Genomic DNA, 24,802 nt, shown 5'->3' on the forward strand with positions numbered 1-24,802 from the left:
CGTCACGGCGCCGACGCGGCCCGGGTGGCGGCACCGGTGTTCGGCCGGCACCGGTGCGTCAGGCCGAGATCCGGTGTTCGGCCGGCACCGGTGCGTCAGGCCGAGATCCGGTCGAGGTCCACCATGTCGCTGCGGGTCAGACGGATGCCGGCCGCCGTCACGAGGGCGTCGACCTGTTCGGGCTGGCTGGCACTGGCCACCGGCGCCACGACCGGCCCCCGTGCGAGCAGCCACGCGATCGCGATCGCCGCCGGCGGCGCCTCGTGCTCCTCGGCGATGCGGTCCAGCACCGCGAGCACGCGGAATCCGCTGCGGTTGCGGTATCGGGCGCCGCGGGAGCTGCGAGTGGTCTTCTCCAGATCGGTCTTCGACCGGTACCGGCCGGCCAGAAATCCGTGGGCGAGCGCGAAATAGGGGAGCACCGCCATTCCCTGGGCGCGGGTGACGAGGGCGAGAGAGGATTCGAATGCGGTGCGGTGCAGGAGGCTGTACTGCGTTTGCAGGGCAACGAAGCGGGGCAGGCCATTCGCCGCGAGAACCCGGGCCTCCATCAGGCGTTCGGCGGAGAAGTTGGAGGCGGCGAGGTAGCGCACCTGGCCGCGGCGCATGAGCACATCGACGGCGCCGAGGCTCTCTTCCAGCGGCACGGTCGGGTCGTCGAAGTGGAAGTGCAGCAGGTCGATGTAATCCGTCCCCAGCCGGTCGAGGGAGGCGTGCACGGCGCCGATGATGCTGCGGGAGGAGAGCCCGGGGTTGTCGAGGTTCTTGCCGATCTTGGTGGCGATGACGGTGCTGTCGCGCGTTCGGCGCGAGCGCAGCCAGGACCCGATGATCACCTCGCTGCGGCCGGAGGTGTAGCTGTCGGCCGTGTCGAGGAAGTTGCCGGCCAGGTCGCGGTGGCGGTCGAGGATGCGGTGGCTCGTGGCGCCGTCTGCCGTCCACCCGAACACGCTCGTGCCGAGTGCCAGCGGGTGCACGGTGAGGTCGGTGTCGGCAATCGTGCGGCGGAGCGCCAGGGGGGACGCCCCGGTCGCGGGGGCGGCCTGCGGGACGTACAGATCCGGGATCGCGAGCGGGGGCGGGGGCGGGGGCAGAAAAACCGCCTGCGGGGCGGTCGGGATGGACGTCGAGATCGGAGCCGGGCCCTGTCCGGTCGGATGAGCGGGCATGCTGGTGGTCGTACGGCGGGAACCATGCATGCCCGGACGCGGCATCCGTCGTCTCCCTTCGGTTGAGCCGAGGTTATCCCCGGGGCCGAACGTTGCGAAGGACACGCCTGGACCGTTACCAAACCGTGCGCGCATTGGGCCTGAACCACGCCGCCGGAAGCGGAGAACCAGTTCCCAGAGTGTGAAGTTAGAATTGGGGGAACCGATTCCTGAGTAGCGGCCGCCCAGGCAACGCCCCCCGCCTGCCCGAATCATCCGCGAAAGAAGGATCCATGACGCAGCTCGCCGGCGTGTCCACGCCCGAGGTACTGAAAGAAGCGCGCAGGCGACGCACGTTCGCCGTGATTTCGCACCCCGACGCGGGGAAGTCGACGCTCACCGAGGCCCTGCTGCTGCACGCGCGGGCCATCACCACGGCCGGCGCCACGCACGGCAAGGCCGGCCGACGCGGCACCGTCTCCGACTGGATGGCGATGGAGCAGGCCCGCGGCATCTCCGTGACCAGCGCGGCGATCCAGTTCGAGTACCGCGACACCGTGATCAATCTGGTGGACACCCCCGGGCACGCCGACTTCTCCGAGGACACCTTCCGCGTGCTCTCCGCCGTCGACGCCGCAGTCATGCTCGTCGACGCCAGCAAGGGTCTCGAGGTGCAGACCATGAAGCTCTTCGAGGTGTGCAAGCAGCGCGGCCTCCCGGTGATCACGGTCATCAACAAGTGGGACCGTCCCGGTGCCGAGGCGCTGGACCTGATGGACGAGATCCGGGAGCGCACGGGACTCCTACCCACTCCCCTGACCTGGCCCGTCGGGATCGCCGGTGACTTCCGCGGCGTGATCGACCGGTCCTCGCACGAATTCATCCGCTTTCACCGCACCGCCGGCGGAACGAAAGCCGCCGAACCCGAGCGCTTGAGCGTGGCCGTCGCGGCCGCCGAGGAGGGCGCAGCCTGGGTCACCGCCACCGAGGAGTCCGAGCTGCTCGCCGAGGAGAGCCAGGACCACGATGAGGCCCGCTTCCTCGCGAACGAGACCACCCCGGTGCTGTTCGCCGCGGCCGTGCTCAACTTCGGCGTGCAGCACATTCTGGACACCCTCGTGGACTTCGCGCCGGCCGCGGAAGCCCGGGAGGACGCATCCGGTGGCCACCGCCCCGTGGACAGCGCCTTCTCCGGTTTCGTGTTCAAGGTGCAGTCCGGTATGAACGCCTCGCACCGCGACCACGTCGCGTTCGTGCGGGTCTGTTCGGGTCAGTTCCGGCGCGGGATGATCGTGACCCACGCGGCCAGCGGGCGGCCGTTCGCCACCAAGTACGCGCAGCACCTGTTCGGGCGCGAGCGGGAGGTGGCCGACGAGGCCTGGCCCGGCGACATCGTCGGCCTGGTCAATGCCTCCGCCCTACGGGTGGGCGACTCGATCTTCGAGATCGAACCGGTGGAATACCCGCCGCTGCCGATGTTCGCGCCCGAGCACTTCCGGGTGGTGCGGTCGGCGGACTCCAGCAAGCACAAGCAGTTCCGTCGCGGCATAGACCAGCTTGACCACGAGGGTGTCATTCAGGTGCTGCGGTCGGAGCTGCGCGGCGACCAGGCGCCGGTGCTCGGCGCGGTCGGGCCGATGCAGTTCGAGGTTGTGGAGGAACGGATGACCCACGACTTCGGCGCCGCCATTCGCACCGAGGCTCTGCCCTACCAGCTGGCCCGGCGCACCGACCGCGCGAGCGCCGAGATCCTCGGCCACGACCGCCAGGTCGAGGTGCTGATGCGCTCCGACGGCACGCTGCTCGCCCTGTTCAGCACTCCGTGGCGGCTGCGCAACACCGTGCGCGACCACCCCGAGCTGATGCTGGAAGACCTCGCCACGGGCAGCAACGAGGTCCCCGCCGCGTACTAGGCGAGTCGGTCCTGATTCGCAGGCCAGCAGCCCGAACGAATTCGACGGAGATTCTGCCGAAAACCGGCCCAAACCGGCCGGAAAACCGGATTCAGGCAAGAATCTCCGTCGCATTGGTTTGACGCCGCGAGGGCAGCGGCCAGCACGAGGGCAGCGGTCAGGCGGATGCCGTCGGGCATGGGGTCAGCGGGTCAGGTCGCGCGGCGGCTCCGTGAACTCGTCTCCGCCGTACTTTTCGTTGGCGACGCCCATCATCTCGGGCCACATCCGGTGCCGGGCCGTGGCCGCCTGCCCGCTCTCGAAATATGTCTCCCGCTGGTCTTCGCCGACCCCGGACACGTTCATGACGCCCACGATGGTGGCGACCTTCGTGCTCGCACCGGCCATCCAGGTGTCCCTGTTCTCATCGGTGGTGCCGGTCTTGCCGATCATCGGCACCTGCGGGTCGGTGTCGTAGTACGACGGGCTACCCGAGCCTCTGGTCATCACGCGCTCCATCGCGTAGCTCATGGCCGCGGCAACCTCGGGGGTGACGGACTGCGTGCAATTCGACTGCGGGGCGGGAAGTTCGGCTCCGTCGGGGCCGGTGATCCGGTCGATCACGATCGGCGTGCAGGTGACGCCATTGTTGGCGATCCCCGCGTAGGCGGCGGCCATCGTCAGCGGCGCGATCTCGTTGGTGCCCAGCACCGCGGACGCGCCCTGTTCCAGCGCGCCACCATCGGCGCGGTGCACGCCGAAGGCTTCGGCCGTCTTGCGGATGCCGCAGAGGTCGAGTTCCTTGGCCATTCCGATGAAGCCGGTATTGATCGAGTCGATGGTCGATTCCAGGGCGGAATAGGAGGAATCGTCATCCGAGGAGGAGTCGTTGCCGGGCGCAAAGCTCTCGCCGTAGTCCTGGGGACCGTTGCAACTGTCCTCGAAGGTTCCCCACTCGTCGCGTTCCCAGGCGCTGACCGAGTCGGCGAGCGAATTACCCTGAGTGAGCCATTCGGCGAGGGTGAAAACCTTGTAGGTCGACCCGGTCTGGAATCCGTTGGAGCCGCCCTGGTCGAGATCGGTGTTGTAATTGATGCCGGTGAAGTTCGCTCCGGTGTCGGCCGGGTCCTGGCTATAGTCCTTGTTCTGGGTCATGGCCAGCACCCGCCCTGTACCGACGCCCACGCTCGTGATCACGCCGCCGACATCCCAGTCCTCGAAGGTCTTGGGCACGTTCTCGGCCATGGTGCTCTCTGCCGCGCTCTGCAGGTCGGGGTCGAGGGTCGTGTACACGTTGTAGCCGCCGAGCCGGAAGTTGGCCAGGCGGGCATCGGCATCCGCCCCGAAGGCCGGATCGTTCCGGAGGGTCTGGAGCACCAGGTCGCAGAAGTAGGCGCTTCCGCCCGCGGTGCGGCACCCCGTGCTCGGTTCGGTGATGGTCGGTTCGATCGGAGCGCTGATCGCGGCGTCGTGGTCCGCCGTGCTGATCTTCTCATTCTCCTGCATCTCGTCGAGGATGTAGTCACGGCGTTCTTTGTTGGCCGCGTACCCGTTGGCGGCGCCGTTGGTCGTGCTGTCGGGTTCATCGAGCTGGAACTTGACCGGGTTGTTCACGATCGCAACGAGGCTCGCGGCCTGCGGCAGCGTCAGCGCGGCCGCGGTCGTGTTGAAATAGTAGTTGGCGGCCGCCTCGATGCCGTAGACGGATCCACCGAAGCCGGTGATGTTCAGGTACTGCCGCAGGATGTCGTCCTTGGAGGACTTCTTCTCCAGACCGACGGCGAGGCTCATTTCCTTGAGTTTGCGCCACGGGCTGGTCTCCGTGGCCGCGTCGTAGCAGGTCATGCGCTCGGCGTCGTCGGAAAGGGACTCGCACTGCTGCACGAGCACATTTTTCACGTACTGCTGGGTGATCGAGGATCCGCCGCGGACGTCGCCGGTGAACAGCGTGGTGACGGCGCCGGTGAGGCTGCCCCAGATGTTCACGCCGCCGTGCTCGTAGAATCCCGGGTCCTCGCCGGAGGTCGCCGCATCCTTCACGTACTGGCTGATCGCATCCGAACTCACTTCGACCCGGTTCTGGTCATAGAAGGAGGCGAGCAGATAGGGCGAACCGTCACTCGCGGTGGCGTAGATGTTGCTCTTCTGCGACAACCGGCCGATTGACAGGTCGTCGGGCAGATTGACCACGGCCACGATCGCCGTCGTCGCCAGCAGGGCCACGACGACACCGAGCGCGATCAGCACACGCGAACGCCGTCGGGACCGACGGGCGTTCTTCCTACCGGACATTTCAGGGGTCATGAGCGCCGAGTCGTTTCTGGTTGCGAAGGAAGCGGGAGGGCCACCGGGCCGAACGGCCCGGCGGCCCGGCGGCTACAATCAGGCGTCGACGACGACCGAGGTGATGACCGGGATGCGGCGGTACTTGCGCTGCATCCAGCGGGTCAGACTCTGCGTGAAGATGTCTTCGAGCTCTGCGCCGTTGACGATCTTGACCTTGTTCGCGGCGCGCAGGGCGTCATCGATGGACTTGGTCGCGCCCTGGATCCACTCGTTGTCCTGCACGAAGCCGCGGGCGATGAACTCGACCGGCTCGGTGAGAAGCCCGGTTCGGGTGTCGAGGATGCCGAGGATCGTGACCGCGCCGTCGTTGGAGAGCTGCACGCGGTCGGCGAGAGCCTCCTCGGAGCCGCCGCCGCCGACCGTCATACCGTGCACGAAGACGAGCTCGGCAGCCACGCGGCCGGTGACTTTCGCGACACCGTCGACGAGGTCGACGACCACGCCGTCTTCGACGACGAGGACCTGGTCCTCGGGGACGCCCGTGCGGATGGCCAGATCGGCATTGGACTTGAGGTGGCGCCATTCGCCGTGGTACGGGATGACGTTCTTGGGTTTGACGATGTTGTAGACATAGACGAGTTCGCCGGCCGACGCATGGCCGGAGACGTGCACCTTGGCATTGCCCTTGTGCACGACGTTGGCACCCCAACGGGTGAGGCCGTTGATGACCCGGTAAATCGAGTTCTCGTTTCCGGGGATCAGCGAACTGGCCAGCAGAACGGTGTCGCCCTCACCGATCTTGATGGTGTGCTCGCGGTTGGCCATGCGGGCCAGCGCGGCCATGGGCTCACCCTGCGAACCGGTGCAGATCAGGACGACCTTGTCGTCCTTCATCCGGTCGAAGGCCTTGACGTCAACCAGGAGGCCCTTGGGCACCTGCAGGAAGCCCAGTTTCTCGGCGATGCCCATGTTGCGCACCATCGAGCGGCCGACGAAGGCCACCTTGCGGTTGTGGCGGGCGGCGGCGTCGATGACCTGCTGGATGCGGTGCACGTGACTGGCGAAGCTGGAGACGATGATCCGGCGAGGAGCGGTGCGGAAGACGGCGTCGATGGCCGGGCGGATGTCTTCCTCGGTCACCGTGAACCCGGGAACCTCGGCGTTGGTCGAGTCGGTCAGAAACAGGTCGACGCCCTCTTCTCCGAGCCGGGCGAAGCCGGGGAGGTCGGTAAGGCGGTTGTCGAGGGGGAACTGGTCCATCTTGAAGTCGCCGGTGACGAGCACGAGGCCGGCCTCAGTGCGGATCGCGACGGCGAGTCCGTCGGGGATCGAGTGGTTGACGGCGAGGAACTCGAGGTCGAACGGGCCAGCCTTGCGGCGCTGACCCTCCTTGACCTCGATCAGGCGCGGCGTGATGCGGTGCTCTTCGAGCTTCGCTGTGACGAAGGCCAGGGTCAGCTGTGATCCGATGACGGGGATGTCCTTGCGCTCGCGCAGCAGGTACGGCACGCCGCCGATGTGGTCTTCGTGGCCGTGGGTGAGCACGATGGCCTCGATGTCCTGCAGGCGGTCGCGCAGCGACGAGAAGTCGGGCAGGATCACGTTGATGCCGGGCTGGGTCTCTTCGGGGAAGAGAACGCCGCAGTCCACGATCAGGAGCTTGCCCTTGTGTTCGAAGACCGTCATGTTGCGGCCGATCTCGCCGAGACCGCCGAGCGGGGTGACGCGGAGGCCGCGCCTGGGCAGCTGCGGCGGCGTGGACAGGTCGAGCGGGTGCTTGGTCAAAAAAACTCATTTCTCAATGTGAAAACGCGCGCGTCGCGGGCGTGTCTCGCGTAGTGGACCGTGGTCGGGTCCTGGTGAACGGATGTTCTGGTGAACAGATCGTGCAAAGTCTGGATTCGGGCGGCCGCGCCCGGGGCGGACGCTAATGTCCGATCGGGTCGGAGTCGAGGCTGAGTCCGAAGGCGGTGGCGTCAGGTCCGTGAAGTCATCGACACGGCAGTCGAGAGGGCACCGATGATGCTCATGACTCCTCATTCTATCGCAGCCTGGTCAGCCCCTTCACCGCTCCCCTGCCCAGCCTTCTCGAAGGCAGCACCGGTAGCGTCAGCCGCATGTCTGCCTCAGAGCTCTATTCGACCCCACTCACCCTCATCGACGGCACGGAAACGACCTTCGGCCAGTTCGGCGGCAAGGCCGTCCTGGTCGTGAACGTCGCCTCGAAATGTGGGTTCACTCCGCAGTACGCCGGTCTCGAAGCGCTCTACCAGAAGTACCAAAACGAGGGACTCGTCGTGCTCGGCCTTCCCTGCAACCAGTTCATGGGACAGGAGCCAGGGGCCGAGGCGGACATCGAGTCGTTCTGCCAGAAGAACTACGGCGTCACCTTCCCGCTGAGCGTGAAGGTCGACGTGCGCGGCAGGCACCAGCACCCGCTCTACGCTCAGCTGACCAAGTTCAAGTCGGGCCTGCTGCCCGGTCTGATCAAGTGGAACTTCGAGAAGTTCTTGGTGAGTCCCGAGGGTGAGATCGTCAACCGCTTCGCGTCGACGGTCGAGCCGGAGTCCGACGAGATCGTGCAGGCGATCGAGAAGACCCTCGCGGCCAACGCCGCCTAAGAGCCCACCGAGCCGGTTGACGCCCCTGGCTCCCCCGGGGTGGATGGGCCCAGGACGAGCCCGCGCGTGTGGTCAACTCAGGACATCCGTCGCCCTCGTGAACCTGCCGCCCCGGACCAGTGCGGAACCGGCGTGGATGCCCGGCGTGGCCAGACGTATCTCCTGACTAAGCCACAAGGCGCCACGGATATGCCGCAGGGCTTACGCGGTTCGGGCAATCAGCGGTCGCCCCGCGCTGCGCCGTGAACGAGTTCGACGCCGAACAGAGGCAGCTAGTGGTCCACCGAGTCGGCCGGAGCCGATCCCGTCGGAAATCCCGGTTCCGGCGGGACGGTCGCCGCCCGCCGCAGCACCGCCTCGGCGTGGCGCAGCAGGGGTGCGTCGATCATGCGCCCCTGGTAGGCGAACACGCCCCCCTCTCCCGCGGCCGCCTCCAGGATCTGCCACGCCGCCGTGACCTCGGCAGGCGTGGGCCGGTAGGCGGCCCGGATGACGGGCACCTGGCTGGGGTGGATGCAGGCGGTGGCGCGAAATCCGCTCGCGACCGCATCCACCACCTCGGCCTGCAGACCCTCGAGGTCGGGGATGGCCAAGAACACGCCGTCCACGGCCGCCTTGTCGTTGGCCCCGGCCGCCAGGAGCACAGCGGACCGAGCATGGCGGGCGATGGCGCGGTAGCTGCCGTCGGGGAACCGGCTCGAGCTGCCGCCGAGCGAGGCCACCAGGTCGTCGGCACCCCACATCAGCGCCACCACATTGGGCTCGGCCGCAATCGAGGGGGCGGCGAGCACCCCCGCGGCGGTCTCGCAGAGTGCGATCACCTCGAACCGGGCGAGAGCGGCGAGGTGGGCGGCGCTCGCGGTCTTCGGCAGCATCACGTAGCGGTACAGGGTGTCGTCGAGGGCGGCGAGGTCAAGCTGGAAGTCGGGCGTGTCGGCCGGGTTGACGCGCACGACAGTGCGTTCGGGGTCGAGCGGATGGCTGACCAGCAGGCCGCGAGCGCGTGCCCGGTTGCCGGGCAGGAGCGCATCCTCCAGGTCGAGGATCACGGCATCCGCCCGCTCCGCCGCCTTGCGATACCGGTCGGGGCGGTCGGCCGGGCAGAACAGCAGCGCGGGTCCAAGGTCGAAGCTCATTGGACGGCCGCCCGGCACCAGACCAGCACCGTGCGCTCGGCCGTGGCCACCACGTCGCCCTCCTGGTTACGACCGGTGTGCCGAAGCGTGACCAGCCCCTGGCCCGGCCGGGACGCCGACAGCCGGAGGGCGGTGACGATCGTATCGGAGTAGAGGGTGTCGCCGTGGAAGAGCGGATGCGGGAACGTCACCTCCCCGAAGCCGAGGTTCGCCACGATCGTGCCCTGCGTCAGCTGCGCGACCGAACTGCCCACCAGCGTCGCCAACGTGAACATCGAGTTGACCAGGCGCTGCCCGAACGGCTGGGTGGCCGCCCACGCCGCGTCGAGGTGCAGTGCCTGCGAGTTCATGGTCAGCGTGCTGAAGAGCACGTTGTCGGCCTCGGTCACCGTGCGACCGGGGCTGTGCCGGTAGCGGGCCTCGAGATCGAATTCCTCGTAATACAGCCCGCGCTGCTCGATCGTGCGTCGTTCGTCGCTCATTTTCCTCCCGCCTAACCGGTGAACCCAAGCGCCCGCGAGATGACCATCAGCTGAACCTCGGTAGTGCCTTCACCGAGCTCGAGCACCTTCGAGTCGCGGTAGTGCCTCGCCACCGGGTTCTCGTTCAGGAACCCGTAGCCGCCAAAGATCTGGGTCGCGTCGCGGGCGTTGTCCATGGCGGCTTCGCTTCCCACCATTTTGGCAATCGAGGCCTCCATTTTGAAGGGGTGTCCATGCACCATTTTCATGGCCGCGTCGTAGTAGGCGAGGCGGGCCGTGTACACGCGAGCCTGCATCCGTGCGATCTTGAACGCGATGTGCTGGTTGGAGCCGATCGACCGGCCGAACACATTGCGGGTGTTGGCGTAACGGATGGACTCCTCGAGGCAGCCCTGCGCCGCACCCGTGCACAGCGCGGCGAAGGCGATGCGCCCCTCGTCGAGGGTCTGCACGAAGTTGGCGAAGCCGCGGCCGCGTTCGCCGAGCAGGTTGGCCTCGGGCACGCGCACGTTCTCGAAGAGCAGCGGATGCGTGTCGGAGGTGTGCCAGCCCACCTTGTCATAAGCCGGCAGCGCCGTGAACCCCGGGGTCGGGGTGGGCACGAGGATGGCCGTGAGCTCCTTCTTCACCGAGCCGTCGGGGCGCTCGGACTCGCCGGTGACGGCTGTCACGGTGACCAGCCGGGTGATCTCGGAACCGGAGTTGGTGATGAACTGCTTCGTGCCGTTGATCACCCATTCACTGCCGGAAAGCTCGGCCGTGGTCTTCGTGCCGGCGGCGTCGGAGCCGGCATCCGCCTCGGTCAACCCGAACGCGGCGAGCGCACGCCCGCTGGTCAGCAGCGGCACCCACTCCTGCTTCTGCGCCTCGGTTCCGCGCCGGTAGACGGGCATGATGCCGAGCCCCACGCCGGCCTCGAGGGTGACGGCGATGGACTGGTCGACCCGGGCAAGCTGCTCGACCGCGAGGCAGAGCGCGAAGTAGTCCTGGCCCTGGCCGCCGTACTCCTTCGGGAATGGCAGGCCGAACAGGCCCAACTCCCCCATCTGGGCGACGATGTCATAGGGCAGGCTGCGCTTGGTGTCGTACTCGTAGGCGGCCGGCGCTACGACCATGTCGGCGAAGTCGCGCACGGTGTCGCTGAGCTGCTGCTGCTGCTCGGTCAGTTCCTGTTTCACGTTGGGTCTCCCTTGACTGGCGTGGCTGGTGGTGTGGCTTCCGTCCCGGTGGTCACGGCGGTGGCGGCGACTGTGGCGACGATCTGGTCGAGGCGCACGAGGTCACCCGGGCGCACGCCGATGGTGAGCCGGCCATCCGTTTCGGCCAGCAGATGGTGCTCCATTTTCATGGCCTCCACGGTGAGGATGCGCTGGCCGGCGACGATCAGGTCGCCCGTGGCGAGGTGCACGGCAACCACGGTCCCGGGCATCGGCGAGCGCACCTCCGGCCGGGCCGCCCCGGCCTCTCCCCCGGCCCGGTCGAGGCCGGTGAGGCGGTCGACGAGCTGCTCGGCCCGGGAGCGGTGCACCAGCTCGGTGCCGAAACCGCTCTGGCCGAGCCAGAGGCGCGGGCCGTCGGACACGAGCTGCAGCACCTCAAGGCGGCCGCCCAGTTCACAGGCGAAGGTGTCGGCGTGGCCGGTGACGGGCGCGAGTCGGCCGGGAACGGGCATCCGTTCGTCGACGGCCACGGTCAAGCCGTCCGGGCCGGTCAGCACGGCAACGTCGACGGTTTCGGTGGCGCTGACCCGCAGGCTGTAGTGCACCGGCCGGGCCGGACCGAGCCGCCAGCCGCTCGGCTGTGCCCACAGGCCGGCGGCGGCGCTCGTCGTGCCGGTGCCCGCGGCATCGGCGCCCGCGGCGTCAGTGCGGGCGGTGGCGGTGGCGCGCGCGTGCAGGAACAGGGCCGCGGCGGCCGGTAGGTGGTCGGGCAGCGGTTGCCCGGGCATCCCCCGGAGTCCGAGACCGGGCAGGCTGCGCTCGATCAGGCCGGTATCGAGGCGACCGGCACGCACGTCGGGGTTGTGCAGCAGCAACCGGAGAAACTCCACGTTGGTGTGCACCCCGAGCACCACGGTGTCGGCGAGTGCCCGGTCGAGGCGGGCGAGGGCCTCGGCGCGGTCAGCACCCCAGGCGATCACCTTGGCGAGCATCGGGTCGTAGACCCCCGAGATCGGCAGGCCCGGACGCAGCGAGCTGTCGACCCGGATGCCCTCGCCGACCGGTTCGGACAGGCTGCGCACGGTGCCCTGGCTGGGAAGAAAACCGCGCGGCGGGTTCTCGGCGTAGAGGCGCGCCTCGATCGCGTGCCCGGTGAGCACCACCTCCGCCTGGGTCAGCGGCAGCGGTTCCCCCGCGGCGATGCGCAGCTGCCACTCGACCAGATCGAGGCCGGTGACCAGCTCGGTCACCGGGTGCTCCACCTGCAGCCGGGTGTTCATCTCCATGAAGAAGAACTGGTCCGGGGCCGCATCGGAGACCAGGAACTCCACCGTGCCGGCGCCGGTGTAGCCGACGCTCCGGGCGGCCTGGCAGGCTGCCTCGCCGATGCGTGCACGCGTGGCCGGGTCGAGCAGCGGCGACGGAGCCTCCTCGATCACCTTCTGGTGGCGGCGCTGCAGGGAGCACTCGCGCTCACCGAGATGGATCACGGCGCCCGAAGCGTCGGCGAGCACCTGCACCTCGATGTGCCGGGGCTGATCGATGAAGCGCTCGAGCAGCAGCGTGTCGTCGCCGAACGCGCCCTGCGCCACGCGCCGCGCCGTGACGAGCGCCGCGGCGAGCTCGCCCGCGGCGTCGACCCGCAGCATCCCCTTGCCGCCGCCGCCCGCGGACGGTTTGATCAGGAGCGGGTAGCCCACCTCCACGGCGGCGGCGATGAGCTGGTCGTCGGTCTGGCCGGGCCGGGAGAACCCGGGAATGACGGGCACACCGCTGTCGGCGACATGGTTCTTGCCGCGGATCTTGTCGCCCATCACGGCAAGGGCGTTCAGACCCGGTCCGACGAAGACGAGGCCGGCGGAGGCGCAGGCGCGGGCGAAGGCCTCGTTCTCACTGAGGAATCCGTAGCCGGGATGCACGGCGTCGGCGTCGGTGGCCGCCGCGGCCGCCAGGATCGCGTCGATGTTCAGGTAGCTCGCCTGGGGCGCGGCCGGGCCGAGGCGCACCGCGGCGTCCGCGAGGCTCACGTGCAGCGCATCACGGTCGGCGTCGCTGTAGACGGCCACCGAACGGATGCCCATCGTGCGCAGGGTGCGGATGATGCGGCAGGCGATCTCGCCGCGGTTGGCGACCAGCACGGTCTCGAAGAGTGTCAAGCGCGGTGTCAGTGCGTTCGGTTTCGGTGCGTTCGGTGTCGGTGCGTTCGGTGTCATGGTGCGCCTCACATCCGGAAGAGGCCGAAAGCGGTCTCGGGCAGGGGTGGCCCGGAAACAACGTCGAGGGCCAGGCCCAGCACGGTGCGGGTGTCGGCCGGGTCGATCACCCCGTCGTCCCAGAGCCGGGCGGTCGAATAGTAGGGGCTGCCCTGCCGCTCGTATTGGGCGGTGACGGGCGCGGTGACCTCCTCCGCGGCATCCGTCGACCAGGGCAGGCCGGCCTTCTCCCGCTGCTCGCGTTTGACGGTGACGAGAACGGATGCGGCCTGCGGGCCGCCCATCACGGAGATGCGGCTGTTCGGCCACATCCAGAGGAAGCGGGGCGAGTAGGCGCGGCCGCACATGGAATAGTTGCCGGCGCCGAACGACCCGCCGATCACGACCGTGAGCTTGGGCACGCGCGCGGTGGCGACGGCGGTGACCATTTTCGCGCCGTTCTTGGCGATGCCGCCGGCCTCATAGTCGCGGCCGACCATGAAACCGGAGATGTTCTGCAGGAACAGCAGCGGGATGCCGCGCTGATCGCACAGCTCGATGAAGTGTGCCCCTTTGAGGGCGGATTCGGAGAACAGCACACCGTTGTTGGCGATGATGCCGACAGGATGGCCATGCAGATGCGCGAAGCCGGTGACCAGGGTCGTACCGTACTCCTTCTTGAACTCATGGAACTCGCTGCCGTCAACCAGACGCATGATCACCTCGTGCACGTCGTAGCGGCCCTGCGGGTCGGTCGGCACCGCGCCGTAGAGCTCGGCCGGGTCGGCAACGGGGTCGACGGCCGGCAGCCGCGGCCAGGCCGGCGGCGGAGGCGCGGGCAGGTAACGCACGATGTCGCGCACGATCTGGAGTGCGTGCTCGTCGTCCTCGGCGAGGTGGTCGGTCACCCCGGAGGTGCGGGCATGCAGGTCACCGCCGCCGAGCTCCTCGGCCGTGACGATTTCGCCGATCGCGGCCTTCACCAGCGGCGGGCCGCCGAGGAAAATTGTTCCCTGGTTCCGCACGATCACGGTTTCGTCGCTCATCGCCGGCACGTAGGCGCCGCCCGCGGTGCAGGATCCCAGCACGGCGGCGATCTGCGGGATCTTGGCCGCCGACATCCGGGCCTGGTTGTAGAAGATGCGGCCGAAGTGGTCACGGTCGGGGAAGACCTCGTCCTGCAGCGGCAGAAAGGCCCCGCCCGAATCGACCAGGTAGACGCACGGGAGCCGGTTCTCGAATGCGATCTCCTGCGCCCGGAGGTGCTTCTTGACCGTCATCGGGTAGTAGGTTCCGCCCTTGACGGTGGCGTCGTTGGAGATGACGAGCACGTGGCGGCCGTGGATCAGCCCGATCCCGGCGATCAGGCCGGCACCGGGGCTGTCGTCGCCGTAGAGTCCGGTGGCGGCCAGGGGCGCGATCTCGAGGAAGGGGCTGCCGGCATCCAGCAGCCGGTCGATGCGTTCGCGCGGCAGCAGTTTGCCACGGGCGAGGTGGCGCTGGCGGGAGGCCTCGGGACCGCCGAGGGCGACGACGGCGAGGCGGCGGCGCAGGTCGGCGACGAGCTCGCGGTGGGCGGTGGCGTTCGCGTCGAAGGCCGGACTGGTCGAGTCGATCAGACTCGCGAGTGTCTCCATCGACGACTTCCCGCTTTCCCGCTTGAGTGTTCAGCCGGTACAGTTAGCGTGCACTAACCGAAAGTCAGGTTAGCGGTTCATAACTGAGTTGTCCAGAGTTTCCGCGTGAACGGAGCACCGAATGGGAGTCCTCCCGTCCTCGCCGACGGCTCGGAGCCAGGCCAAGGCCGACCGGCGGCAGGCACTGCTCGGGGCCGCCGCCACGCTGTTCGCCCGGTCGGGCTACAACGGGGTGTCGATCGAGGACCTCGGCGCGGCCGTCGGCGTGAGCGGACCGGCCGTCTACCGGCACTTCAGCGGCAAGCCGGCCGTGCTGGCCGCGCTGCTGGTGGAGGTCAGCGAGACGCTGGTGGCGAGCGGGCAGGCCGTGGTCACGGGCGCTCCGGATGCCGCGGGCGCACTCCACGCGCTGGTGCGCTTCCACACGGACTTCGCCCTCTCGCATCCGAACGTCATCCGCGTGCAGGACCGGGACCTGGACAGCCTCGCCGCCCCGGACCGGCACCAGGTGCGCGCCCTGCAGCGCACCTACGTGGAGCTGTGGGTGAGCGTGCTCGGGCAAGTGCACCCCGAGGTTGATGCGCAGCTGCTGCGCATCCGTGCCCAGGCGACGTTCGGACTACTGAACTCGACCCCGCACACGCTGCCGGCGTCGCCGAGCGGCAAGGTGCGGCCGCTGCTCGAGGAGATGGCGCTCGCGGCGCTCGGGGCCGGGGGGCTCGCGCCCGCCTAAGCCTCGCGGGCGGGGGCTCGCGCCGGCCTAAGCCTCGCGGGCGGGGGCTCGCGCCGGCCTAAGCCTCGCGGGCGGGGGCTCGCGCCGGCCTAAGCCGGGCATCCATCGACGTCGACCGTTCTGGTCAAGATCAACCGGTGTGTCTGTCGACCTCGACCGGAAGTGTCGATCTCGGCGGTAGCCGGGGCTTAGCGGCTCAGTCCACGAGCCATCAGACGAATTAGTCGCGGGCTCAGTCGCCGGCTCAGGAGACGGTGGTGCAGACGCAGAGCTCGTTGCCCTCAGGGTCGGCCAGGACCCACCAGTCGGGGGCGTGCTCGTCGGTGAGGAGATCGCCGCCGGCGGCGATGACGTCCTGCACCCGGGACTCGGCGTCGATCGTGGGCAGATACACGTCGAGGTGGATGCGGTTGCGCTCGGTGCGAGCGATATCCATCGTCTGGAACCAGACCCGCGGGCCCTGGCCGTGTGGATCGACGAGTTCGATCTCGCCCTCGCTGTCGATTTCCACGTAGCCGAGACCCACCCGCCAGAACGGCCGGATCGCTTCGGCGTCGGTGCAGTCGATCGCCACGTCGTAGCGGGCCGGCCGCACCGGCGCACGGTCGGCGCCCTGCGCATCCGCGAGTTCCTGGATGCGCAGCGCAAGCCGCAGGTCGCGGTCGGTCACGCCGCCGGCGTCGTGGGACGAAAGGCGGAAGCCGACTTGGCCGTAGCCGAGCCGCACGTCGGGGTGGTGATTCATCGCATCCGCCGCCTCGGCAACCTGGTCGACCAGGCGCACAGCCGAGGCGAAGTCCCGGGTCGTGAACGAGCCGTGCAGGGCGCCGTCGAGGTGGACGAAGGCTCCGCCGGCGAGCACGGACTCGGTGTCGAGAGGGGTGAGGAGGGTGCCCGGTGATTTCATCCCCCCACTCTGCTGCGCGGTCCGAGCCCCGTCAAGGCGCGCTCGGGGGCATCCGTTGCCGGCCGGCTCCCGCAGGCTGCGAACCAATTCGACGGAGATTTTTGGAAAAATGCCCGTCTTTACCCAAATTTCGGGCTGTGGGAGCAAAATCTCCGTCGAATTCGTTAGGGGCTGACCACTGACTCCTAGAGGAGGGCGAGGGCGCGCGCGGGGTTGGCTAGGATGCCGGCGACGTCGGTCAGGAACCGAGCCGCCTGCTCTCCGTCGACGAGACGGTGGTCGAAGGCGACGCTGAGAGTGACCACCTGCCGCAGCGCGACCTCGCCGCGATACTCCCACGGCCGCGGCGCAATCGCTCCCAGCGCGAGGATCACGGCCTCCCCCGGAGGCAGGATCGGCGTGCCCGCATCGATGCCGAACGAGCCGATGTTGGTTATCGAGATCGTGCCGCCGTGCAGGGCGGCCGGGCTGGTCGCTCCCGCCCGGCCGGCGCTGGTCAGCGCGGCGAGCGCCGCGGCGAGGTCGGCGAGAGCCAGCCGGTCGGCATCCGGGATGTTGGGCACGATCAGCCCGCGCGGCGTGGCAGCGGCGATGCCGAGGTTCACGTAATGGAACTGCACGATCTCGCCGGCCGCCTCGTCCCAGCGGGTGTTGACCTCGGGCGTGCGGGCGACGGCGAGGCAGAGCGCCTTCGCGACCACGGCAAGGACGCCAATGCGCGCGTCGGCGAACCCCCGGTCGCGTTTCAGTGCGTCGATCAGCTCGATCGTCGGCGTCACATCCACGGTCAGGAACTCCGTGGCGTGCGGCGCGGTGAAGGCGCTCTGCACCATGGCGGCGGCGGTCTGCTTGCGCACACTCCGGATCGGGCTGCGGGTTTCTCGGGCACGGGGCACGGATGCCGGGGGCCGGTCATCCGGTTCGGCGCGCCCGAGCTCGAGTCCCGGTTCGTTCGGTGTGTGGCAGACGCCGAGGGCTGCGGGGGCGGCGTACGCCGCCACGTCCTCCCGGATGATGAAGCCCGTCGGACCGGTCCCGGTCACCTGGGTCAGGTCGACGCCCAGTGTGCGAGCCAGCGCGCGCACCGGCGGCGTGGACCGCGGGCGCTCCCCGGTAGCCGGCACCTCCCGAGCCGCGGGTGACGCGGCCGACGTTGAGGCCGGCGCCGACGTCGAGGCAGGCGCCGACGTCGACCTCGCTGCCGGAGTAGAGACCCCGGCCCGGCCCGGCGCATCCGTCGCCCCCGCGCGGGCCCGTCGCTGCGGCCGCCCGCCACGCTCGACCGCTGCGCCGTACCCCACGAGCACGGCCAGCCGTTCGGGCTCGCCAGCAGGAGCCGTAGGACCAGCAGGAGGCGCAGAAGCCGCATCGGCGGGAGAAGCGGCCGAAGGAACTGAGGGAGGCTCGGCGCCGGCGACCTCGAAGGAGACGATCGGGTCACCCACGTGCACGGTGGTGCCGGGCTGCTGGTGGAGTTCGGCGACCACACCCGCGAAGGGCGACGGCAACTCGACGACGGCCTTGGCCGTCTCGACCTCGGCGATGAGCTGGTTGAGCGTCACCGTGTCGCCGGGCGCGACCCGCCAGGCAACGATCTCCGATTCGGTCAACCCCTCGCCGAGGTCGGGCAACCTGAAAACCTTGATCATCGTCGTCGTCCCAGCACTCGGTCGACCCCATCGAGCATGCGGTCGAGGTCGGGCAGGTGGTGGCTCTCCAACTTCGCCGCCGGGTACGGGATGTCGAAGCCGGTGACCCGCACCGGTGCGGCCTCGAGGTAGTCGAAGCAGCGCTCGGTGACCTCGGCGATGATCTCGCCACCCAGCCCGCCCGAGCGGGCGGCCTCGTGAGTGACGACGAGCCGGCCGGTTTTGCGAACGGATGCCTCGACGGCGGCGTAGTCGATGGGCGAGAGCGAGCGCAGGTCGATGACTTCGACCGAGATGCCCTCGTCGGCGGCGGCGAGCGCGGCATCCGTCGCCGTGGTCACCAGCGCTCCGTAGGCAATCAGCGTGACGTCGGTGCCGGCGGCCACGACCCGGGCACTCTCGAAGGGCTCGCCGAGTTGCGGGGTCACCGGGCCGGCAACGTGGTAGCGGCGTTTGGGCTCGAAGAAGAGGACCGGGTCGTCGGAGGCGATCGCCTGGCGGATCAGGCTGTAGGCGTCCTGCGGGTTCGAGACCGCGATCACGCGCAGGCCCGAGGTGTGCGTGAAGTAGGCCTCGGGCGATTCGGAGTGGTGCTCGGCGGCGCCGATGCCGCCGCCGAACGGCACCCGAATGGTAATGGGCATGCGCAGGGCCCCCTGGGTGCGGTAGTGGAACCGGGCCACCTGGCTGACGATCTGGTCGAATCCGGGGAAGATAAAGCCGTCGAACTGGATCTCGCAGACCGGGCGGTAGCCGCGGTACGCCAGCCCCACCGCGGTGCCGATGATGGCGGACTCGGCCAGTGGGGTGTCGACGACCCGGTTCGGCCCGAACTCGGCGAGCAGGTCGATGGTCACCCGGAACACGCCGCCGAGGGCGCCGATATCCTCGCCGAGGAGCACCACCTTCGGGTCGTCGAGCATGGACTGGCGCAGCCCGGCGTTGATCGCCTTGGCCAGGGTCAGGGTCTTCGTGTCCGTCAGCGCCGCCTCGATCGGCGACACCGGCGTCACAGGCACCGGCGTCGCAGGCACCGGCGTCGAGCCGTTCGCGCGTGTAGCCGGAGCACTCCGGATGGTTTCGATTGACATCAGACCTTCCCTCCGGTCGGCTCGAAGCTCGCCAGGTAGGCCGCGTACTCCGCACGCTGGCGGTCGACCCCGGCGTGCGGGGTGGCGTAGACGTTGGCGAGCACGGTCAACGGCTCCGGGTCAGGCAGGCCGATGCAGCCGGCGCGCAGCTCGGCGGCCGTGGCGTCGGCCACAGCCTGGGTCTCAGACTCCAGCTCGGGGGTGAACAGGCCGAGAGAGTCGAGCAGCCGTCGCAGTCGCAGGATCGGGTCTTTCTTCGCCCACTCCTCGAGTTCGGCCGCCGGCCGGTAGCGAGTGGGGTCGTCCGCGGTCGTGTGCGGGCCCATCCGGTAGGTGACAGCTTCGATGAAGGTGGGGCCTCCCCCGGTGCGGGCCCGGTTCAGGGCCAGCCGGGTCGCGGCCATCACGGCCAGGACGTCGTTGCCGTCGATTCGGAGGCTGGGAATGCCGAACCCGGGGGCCCGGCCGGCGATGCCGAAGCGGGTCTGCAGTCCGACCGGCTCGGAGATGGCCCAGTGGTTGTTCTGGCAGAAGAAGACCACCGGCGCCTGAAAGCTCGCCGCGAACACGAGCGCCTCGCTGACGTCGCCCTCGCTGGTCGCGCCGTCGCCGAAGTAGGCCACGGCCACCGAGTCCGCGCCGTCGAACACGGCTCCCATCGCCCAGCCCGTGGCGTGCAGGGTCTGCGCCCCGATGATGATGCTGGGCGTCGCCATTCGGTACACCAGCGGGTCCCAGCCGGATTGCGCGGTGCCGCGCCACACCCGGAGGATGTCGGTGGGCGCTATGCCCCGGCACCAGGCGACGGCGTTCTCACGGTAGCTGGAGAAGACGAAGTCGTCGGCGCGGAGCGCGCGGCCCGAGCCGATCTGCGCGGCCTCCTGGCCGAGCAACGGCGGCCAGAGCCCCAGCTCTCCCTGACGCTGCAGCGCCGTGGCCTCGGCGTCGATGCGGCGCACCACCACCATGTCCTGGTAAAGCGCCGCGAGGTCGGCCCCGGTCACCTCCGCGACCCAGGGATCCAGATCGGCGTCGGCCAGCCGCATCCCCTCGGGGCTCAGCAGCTGCAGAAGAATGTCGGGGGTCTCCCCGGTGTGGACAGTGTGCATCAGATGCGCTCCCAGCGTCGTTGCCGAAGTTGTTGAGAGCGTACGATTCCGCGACACGGAGCACAACCATGACAATGAATTTTGAGCAATTTGCCCTATTCATGGGGCACCCTGCCTGCTACCGTCGAGCAGTATGCACAGTCTGGACAAAGTCGACTTACAGTTGCTCCGCGCTCTATGCGCCGAACCGCGCAGCACGTTCGTGGCGCTCGCCCAGCAGCTGCGCCTCTCCCGCAACACGGTCCAGGCGCGCATGGCCAGGCTTGAGGAGTCGAACGCGTTCCTCTCCTTCGACCGCCGCATCAACCCGGTCGCGCTGGGCTATCCGCTGACGGCCTTCATCGAGGTGCACGTGCAGCAGAAACGCCTCGCCCAGATCGTGGCCGAGCTCGCCCGCATTCCGCAAATCGTGCAGGCGCACGGCATGAGCGGGGCGACCGACATCCTGGTGCGCGTGGTGTGCGCGGATGCCGACGACCTGTTCCGCATCGACGGCACCATCCTCGCCTGCGAGGGTGTCGATCGCACCGAGACGTCCCTGGCCATGGGCGAGCTGATCCCCTACCGGATCACCCCGCTGCTGGAGCGTACCCGCCCATGACCGCGCTGCCGGTGACGTCCCTGCCGATGTTCCCGCTCGGGTCGGTGCTGTTCCCCTATATGCCGCTGCAGCTGCGGGTGTTCGAGGACCGCTACCTGGTCATGCTGTCGCGCATCCTCAAGGAGGAGCCGGCCGAGTTCGGCGTGGTGCTGATCGAACGCGGCCAGGAGGTCGGCGGCGGCGAGCGGCGGTTCCACTACGGGACCGTGGCCCAGATCACCGAACTCGAGGCCTCCGAGGGATTCGTCGGGGTGACCGCCCAGGGCGAACGCCGGGTCGAGGTCATCGACTGGCTGACCGAAGACCCGCACCCCCAGGCCACGGTGCGCGACCTTGCCGAGCTGGACTGGGACGACGACCTGCTGCCACTGCGGGACCGGGCCGAGCAGGCCGTGCGACGCACCCTGGCCCTAGCAAGCGAATTCGCCGACCAGCTCTGGCCCTCGACGGTGGAGCTGTCCCGGGATCCGACGGCGGCCGCCTGGCAGATCGCCGGCATCGCCCCGCTGGGCCCGCTGGACCAGATCGAACTGCTGCGGTCCACCTCGATGGAGCAGCTCCTCACGGCGGTGATCGAGTACACCCAGGAAGCCGTGGACTCCCTCAGCGCGCCCTGGCCCGAAGAATAACCCCAATCTATTTGATAAATTCATCATATAGGTATATAAAGAAGTAATGATGTATCGTGCCACACGGAGCCTGAGTTGAGCGTGAAACGACTCCTGAACCTCATCCGAACCAGTGGCCGCATCGCCGAAGCGGCCCCACCGGCCCCGGCCCTGTTCCCCGGCGCCGAGGTCTTCGGCGGCAGCGTGCAGGTGCGCTTCATCAACGCCGGCAGCTGCAACGACTGCGCGATGGAGGTGCAGAGCGCGTTCGGCCCGGTCTACGACGTCGAACGCTACGGCATCCGTCTGGTCGCGTCGCCGCGTCACGCCGACGTGCTCGTGATCACGGGTGCCGTGACCCGCAACCTGATCGAGCCGATGCGCCGCACCATTGACGCCACGCCGACCCCCCGCTTCGTGATCGCGGTCGGCGACTGCGCCATCACCGGCGGCGTCTTCGCCGAGGGTTACGGCGTGGCCGGGCCGGTGTCGGACTTCGTGCACGTCGACCTGTCCGTGCCGGGCAACCCGCCCGAGCCGGCCGTCATCGTCGAAGCACTGCGCCGGATGACCGGTCGATGACCGCCCTCGAAGCCGGCCTGCTCGGCCAGACCCTGCTGCTCGTGGTCGCCATCGCCGCGGCCCTGCTCACACCCACCTCATGGCGCTCGCGGGTCAGCGGATTTTTCTGCACCCTGCTCGCCGTGGCCGGCGTCGTCACCGGTGCGATCGCGCTCTCCGGCGGCACCGGGTCGCTGAGCATCCCCACCGCCCTGCCGATGGACCCGCTCGTGCTCTCCCCCGACCGCCTCGGCGGACTGGTCATGGTGGTCGTCTCCGTCGTCGGCGTGCTCGCCTCCCTGTTCGGGATCGGCTCGGCCCGCGTGGCCTCGGCCTCGCGCACCTCGTGGCTGTCGATGGCCGTGTTCCTCTCCGGCATGCAGCTCGTGCCGGCCGCAACCGACGTGGTGTCGTTCCTGCTGTTCTTAGAGATCATGACGCTCGGCTCCACGGCGCTCCTGCTGGCCCATCACGCCACCCGCGGCACGGTCGCCTCCGCCCTGGTCTGGTACTCGGCGATGTCGCAGCTGAGCTTCTTCTTCGTGCTGGCCGGCTTCGCCATGCTCGCCGGCCCGGCCGGCGGCACCGGGTTCGCCGACCTCGCCACCATCGATCCCTTCACCTGGCAGGCGAGCGTGGCCTTCCTGCTGCTCCTGCTCGGCTTCGGCGGCAAGGCTGAGCTCGTGCCCCTGCACGTCTGGGTTCCGCGGGTGCTGCCCGAGGCCCCCGGCCACGTCGCCGCAGCGATGAGCGGCGCGATGGTCAACATCGGCGTCTACGGCGCACTCCTCGTCGTCGTACGGCTGCTGCCGAACGGCCCGGCCTGGTGGGGAGTGCTGATCATGGTGCTCGGCGGGGTGTCCGCGCTCTACGGGATTCTGCAGGCCTCCGTGGCGAGCAACCTCAAGGTGCTGCTGGCCTACTCCACGACCGAGAACATGGGGCTGGTGTTCCTGGGGCTCGGGGCATCCGTTTTGCTGCGCGCCGACAACGCAGCTGCCGCGGCCGACGCGGCCCTTGTCGCCGCCCTGCTGCTGATGCTCAGCCACTCCGCGTTCAAGTCCACCCTGTTCCTCGGGGCCGGCGCCGTGGCCCGCGCGGCCGGCGAGATGAATCTCGACCGGCTCGGCGGCCTCGGCAGCCGGATGCCCTGGACCGCCGCCGCGTTCGGCGGGGCCGCCATGGGCGCCGCGGCCCTGCCCGTCACGAGCGGGTTCGTCGCCGAGTGGATGCTGCTGCAGGCTCTGATCCACGGTTCACGGGTCGACGGGGAGGTCGTCTCCGTCGCGGCATCCGTGGCCATGCCACTCGCGGTCGCCGTGATCGCCCTGACCGCCGGGCTGGCCCTGCTCACCTTCGTCAAGGCCTACGGGATCGCCTTCCTGGCCCGCCCGCGCTCCCGGAAGGCCGCACTGGCCGACGAGGTGCCCGTCATCATGCGCATCCCGCTCGTGCTCGGCGCCCTCCTCGTGGTCGGGCTCGGCCTGCTACCGGGCCCGCTCGCCGTGGCCATCGGCTCGGCCGTGGGCCCGGCGTTCGCCCCCGACGTGCGCACCATCGGCCTCGCCGGCCTGGACGCCCGCGGCATTGACGCCGTACTCGACCCCACCACCTTCATCGTGCTGGCCGGCCTGCTGCTCGCGCCCGTGCTGATCACGCTGTTCATTTCCGCCCGGCGCCACCCCACCCGTACCTCGCCGCTCCCCTGGGCCGGCGGCGGGTCACGGCTGCGGCCGCGGATGCAGTACACGGCCACCTCGTATGCCGAGCCGCTGGTGCGCGTCTTCGACGACGTGCTCCGGCCCACCCGCGACGTGGAGGTCACCCACGTGGGTGAATCCCGCTACCTGGTGGAACGCGTCCACGTGGAACAGACCGTGTCCGACGTGGTCGAGACCCGGCTCTACCGCCCGGTGCTGAACCTCATGCAACGGTTCGGCATTCTGGCCCGACGCGCGCAGAACGGCAGTATCCATCGCTACCTGTCCTATTCCTTCGTCGCCCTGCTTTCCGTTCTGATCGTGGTGTCCCTGTGACCGGCGCCGCGGCGATCATCATCGCCCTGGTTCAGCTGGTGCTGTTCGTGTTCCTCGCCCCCCTCCTGATCGGCGTGATCCGCCAGGTGCGGGCCCTTCTCGAAGGCCGGGCCGGTTCCGGCATCTGGCAGCCGTGGCGCGATGTACGCAAGCTCCTGGCGAAGAACCCGGTGCGCGCCGCCGACAGCAGCTGGATGCTCGCGGCCGGTCCGGTCACCCTCCTGGTCTCCAGCCTGCTGCTCTGCGCACTGCTGCCGCTGGTCGGCACCCTGCCGCTGCCGCTCATCCCCAGCGACCTGTTCGTGATCGTCTCCATCATGCTGGTCGGCGTGGTGGCCCTGGCCCTGGTCGGCCTCGACGCCGGCACCGCGTTCGGCGGAATGGGTTCCAGCCGTCACATGACCGTCGCCGCTCTGGTCGAGCCGACCCTGCTGCTCGCGGTCTACGCGCTCTCCATCCCGGCCGGCACCTCCACCCTCTCGCTGATCGTGGAGACCCGGCTCCTGAATCCGGCCGTGATCATCTCCCCGGTCAGCCTGCTGGCCATGGTCGCCCTGGCCATCGCCATCATGGCCGAGACCAGCCGTCTGCCGGTCGACAACCCGTCGACCCACCTCGAAGTGACCATGCTGCACGAGGCCATGGTGCTCGAGGCCTCCGGCCGCGACCTGGTCTGGCTCGAACTCGGCTCCTGGCTCAAGCTGGCCGCCCTGCTCGGCCTGCTCAGCAACCTGATCGTGCCGTGGGGAATCATGACCGACTTCTCGGTGCTCGGCGTGATAGTCGGCGTGGGCGCCGTCACCGTGAAAATCCTGCTGCTGGGCGTTGTGCTCAGCGTGGGTGAGGTCTTCCTGGCCAAGGCGCGGCTGTTCCGCGTGCCCGAGCTGCTGGCGGGGTCGTTCGCCCTCGGCCTGCTGGCTGTCACCGCTTCCTACCTGGTCGCTTAGGAGCAT

Annotated in this window: 20 protein-coding genes; 8 read left to right on the forward strand and 12 right to left on the reverse strand. The window is 69.1% G+C overall.

Features of this window, described 5'->3' with window-relative positions:
* Positions 1 to 95: 95 nt before the first annotated feature.
* Positions 96 to 1,169: an aldo/keto reductase gene (locus tag E3N86_RS07795; RefSeq protein WP_134511702.1), complete on the reverse strand. Its 1,074-nt coding sequence runs from the start codon at positions 1,167 to 1,169 to the stop codon at positions 96 to 98.
* A gap of 272 nt (positions 1,170 to 1,441) precedes the next feature.
* On the opposite strand from E3N86_RS07795, the gene E3N86_RS07800 reads away from it, so the two are divergent.
* Positions 1,442 to 3,061 (forward strand): peptide chain release factor 3, encoded by a 1,620-nt coding sequence (locus tag E3N86_RS07800; protein ID WP_134342213.1) that lies wholly within the window; start codon positions 1,442 to 1,444, stop codon positions 3,059 to 3,061.
* A 183-nt stretch (positions 3,062 to 3,244) separates the two neighbouring features.
* On the opposite strand, the gene E3N86_RS07805 is transcribed toward E3N86_RS07800, so the two are convergent.
* Positions 3,245 to 5,287, reverse strand: coding sequence for a transglycosylase domain-containing protein (locus tag E3N86_RS07805; RefSeq protein ID WP_166785048.1), 2,043 nt, complete (start codon positions 5,285 to 5,287; stop codon positions 3,245 to 3,247).
* Positions 5,288 to 5,422: 135 nt separating this feature from the next.
* On the reverse strand, positions 5,423 to 7,111 hold the full coding sequence (locus tag E3N86_RS07810; RefSeq protein ID WP_233191417.1) for a ribonuclease J: 1,689 nt from the start codon (positions 7,109 to 7,111) through the stop codon (positions 5,423 to 5,425).
* Between the two features lie 332 nt (positions 7,112 to 7,443).
* Between E3N86_RS07810 and E3N86_RS07815 the strand changes: the two genes are divergently transcribed.
* Positions 7,444 to 7,947, forward strand: a complete 504-nt coding sequence (locus E3N86_RS07815; RefSeq protein ID WP_134421035.1) for a glutathione peroxidase — start codon at positions 7,444 to 7,446, stop codon at positions 7,945 to 7,947.
* 272 nt (positions 7,948 to 8,219) lie between these two features.
* Here the strand turns inward: E3N86_RS07815 and E3N86_RS07820 are convergent, their stop codons facing one another.
* From E3N86_RS07820 to E3N86_RS07840, 5 genes are read right to left on the reverse strand one after another with little or no spacing between them, the layout of a single operon-like run.
* On the reverse strand, positions 8,220 to 9,083 hold the full coding sequence (locus E3N86_RS07820; protein ID WP_134511703.1) for a CoA ester lyase: 864 nt from the start codon (positions 9,081 to 9,083) through the stop codon (positions 8,220 to 8,222).
* Positions 9,080 to 9,565, reverse strand: coding sequence for a MaoC family dehydratase (locus E3N86_RS07825; RefSeq protein WP_134511704.1), 486 nt, complete (start codon positions 9,563 to 9,565; stop codon positions 9,080 to 9,082). Before E3N86_RS07825 ends, E3N86_RS07820 begins: the two co-directional genes overlap by 4 nt.
* An 11-nt stretch (positions 9,566 to 9,576) precedes the next feature.
* On the reverse strand, positions 9,577 to 10,743 hold the full coding sequence (locus tag E3N86_RS07830) for an acyl-CoA dehydrogenase family protein (protein ID WP_134511705.1): 1,167 nt from the start codon (positions 10,741 to 10,743) through the stop codon (positions 9,577 to 9,579).
* Complete coding sequence (locus tag E3N86_RS07835) at positions 10,740 to 12,938, reverse strand: biotin carboxylase N-terminal domain-containing protein (RefSeq protein WP_134511706.1); 2,199 nt, start codon at positions 12,936 to 12,938, stop codon at positions 10,740 to 10,742. The genes E3N86_RS07830 and E3N86_RS07835 overlap by 4 nt, the downstream gene beginning before the upstream one ends.
* A gap of 8 nt (positions 12,939 to 12,946) precedes the next feature.
* A complete protein-coding gene (locus tag E3N86_RS07840; protein ID WP_104101127.1) occupies positions 12,947 to 14,554 on the reverse strand; it encodes a carboxyl transferase domain-containing protein in 1,608 nt (535 codons plus the stop codon).
* A 121-nt stretch (positions 14,555 to 14,675) separates the two neighbouring features.
* Between E3N86_RS07840 and E3N86_RS07845 the strand changes: the two genes are divergently transcribed.
* Positions 14,676 to 15,287, forward strand: coding sequence for a TetR/AcrR family transcriptional regulator (locus E3N86_RS07845; protein ID WP_134511707.1), 612 nt, complete (start codon positions 14,676 to 14,678; stop codon positions 15,285 to 15,287).
* A gap of 244 nt (positions 15,288 to 15,531) precedes the next feature.
* Here E3N86_RS07845 and E3N86_RS07850 read toward each other — a convergent pair whose 3' ends face one another.
* The 4 genes from E3N86_RS07850 to pdhA all read right to left on the reverse strand — a co-directional run bounded on the left by E3N86_RS07850 (position 15,532) and on the right by pdhA (position 20,043).
* Complete coding sequence (locus E3N86_RS07850; protein WP_134511708.1) at positions 15,532 to 16,194, reverse strand: VOC family protein; 663 nt, start codon at positions 16,192 to 16,194, stop codon at positions 15,532 to 15,534.
* A gap of 185 nt (positions 16,195 to 16,379) precedes the next feature.
* Positions 16,380 to 17,843 (reverse strand): dihydrolipoamide acetyltransferase family protein, encoded by a 1,464-nt coding sequence (locus E3N86_RS07855; RefSeq protein WP_134511709.1) that lies wholly within the window; start codon positions 17,841 to 17,843, stop codon positions 16,380 to 16,382.
* On the reverse strand, positions 17,840 to 18,934 hold the full coding sequence (locus E3N86_RS07860; RefSeq protein WP_104101123.1) for an alpha-ketoacid dehydrogenase subunit beta: 1,095 nt from the start codon (positions 18,932 to 18,934) through the stop codon (positions 17,840 to 17,842). The genes E3N86_RS07855 and E3N86_RS07860 overlap by 4 nt, the downstream gene beginning before the upstream one ends.
* Positions 18,934 to 20,043, reverse strand: coding sequence for a pyruvate dehydrogenase (acetyl-transferring) E1 component subunit alpha (pdhA, locus tag E3N86_RS07865; RefSeq protein WP_134511710.1), 1,110 nt, complete (start codon positions 20,041 to 20,043; stop codon positions 18,934 to 18,936). Before pdhA ends, E3N86_RS07860 begins: the two co-directional genes overlap by 1 nt.
* Positions 20,044 to 20,176: 133 nt before the next feature.
* On the opposite strand from pdhA, the gene E3N86_RS07870 reads away from it, so the two are divergent.
* From E3N86_RS07870 to E3N86_RS07890, 5 genes are all read left to right on the forward strand, one after another.
* Positions 20,177 to 20,644: an Lrp/AsnC family transcriptional regulator gene (locus E3N86_RS07870; protein WP_104101121.1), complete on the forward strand. Its 468-nt coding sequence runs from the start codon at positions 20,177 to 20,179 to the stop codon at positions 20,642 to 20,644.
* Positions 20,641 to 21,273 (forward strand): LON peptidase substrate-binding domain-containing protein, encoded by a 633-nt coding sequence (locus E3N86_RS07875; protein WP_241985981.1) that lies wholly within the window; start codon positions 20,641 to 20,643, stop codon positions 21,271 to 21,273. Before E3N86_RS07870 ends, E3N86_RS07875 begins: the two co-directional genes overlap by 4 nt.
* Positions 21,274 to 21,354: 81 nt before the next feature.
* Entirely contained in the window at positions 21,355 to 21,834 is a 480-nt protein-coding gene (locus tag E3N86_RS07880) for an NADH-quinone oxidoreductase subunit B family protein (protein ID WP_198411414.1), read from the forward strand.
* Positions 21,831 to 23,849 carry a proton-conducting transporter membrane subunit gene (locus E3N86_RS07885; RefSeq protein WP_134511711.1) on the forward strand — a complete coding sequence of 673 codons (2,019 nt, stop codon included), beginning with the start codon at positions 21,831 to 21,833 and terminating at the stop codon, positions 23,847 to 23,849. The genes E3N86_RS07880 and E3N86_RS07885 overlap by 4 nt, the downstream gene beginning before the upstream one ends.
* Positions 23,846 to 24,796 (forward strand): respiratory chain complex I subunit 1 family protein, encoded by a 951-nt coding sequence (locus E3N86_RS07890; protein ID WP_104101118.1) that lies wholly within the window; start codon positions 23,846 to 23,848, stop codon positions 24,794 to 24,796. Before E3N86_RS07885 ends, E3N86_RS07890 begins: the two co-directional genes overlap by 4 nt.
* The last annotated feature ends 6 nt before the right edge of the window (positions 24,797 to 24,802 follow it).

This window comes from Cryobacterium sp. Hz7, assembly GCF_004402815.1.
Taxonomy (GTDB): Bacteria; Actinomycetota; Actinomycetes; order Actinomycetales; family Microbacteriaceae; genus Cryobacterium; species Cryobacterium sandaracinum.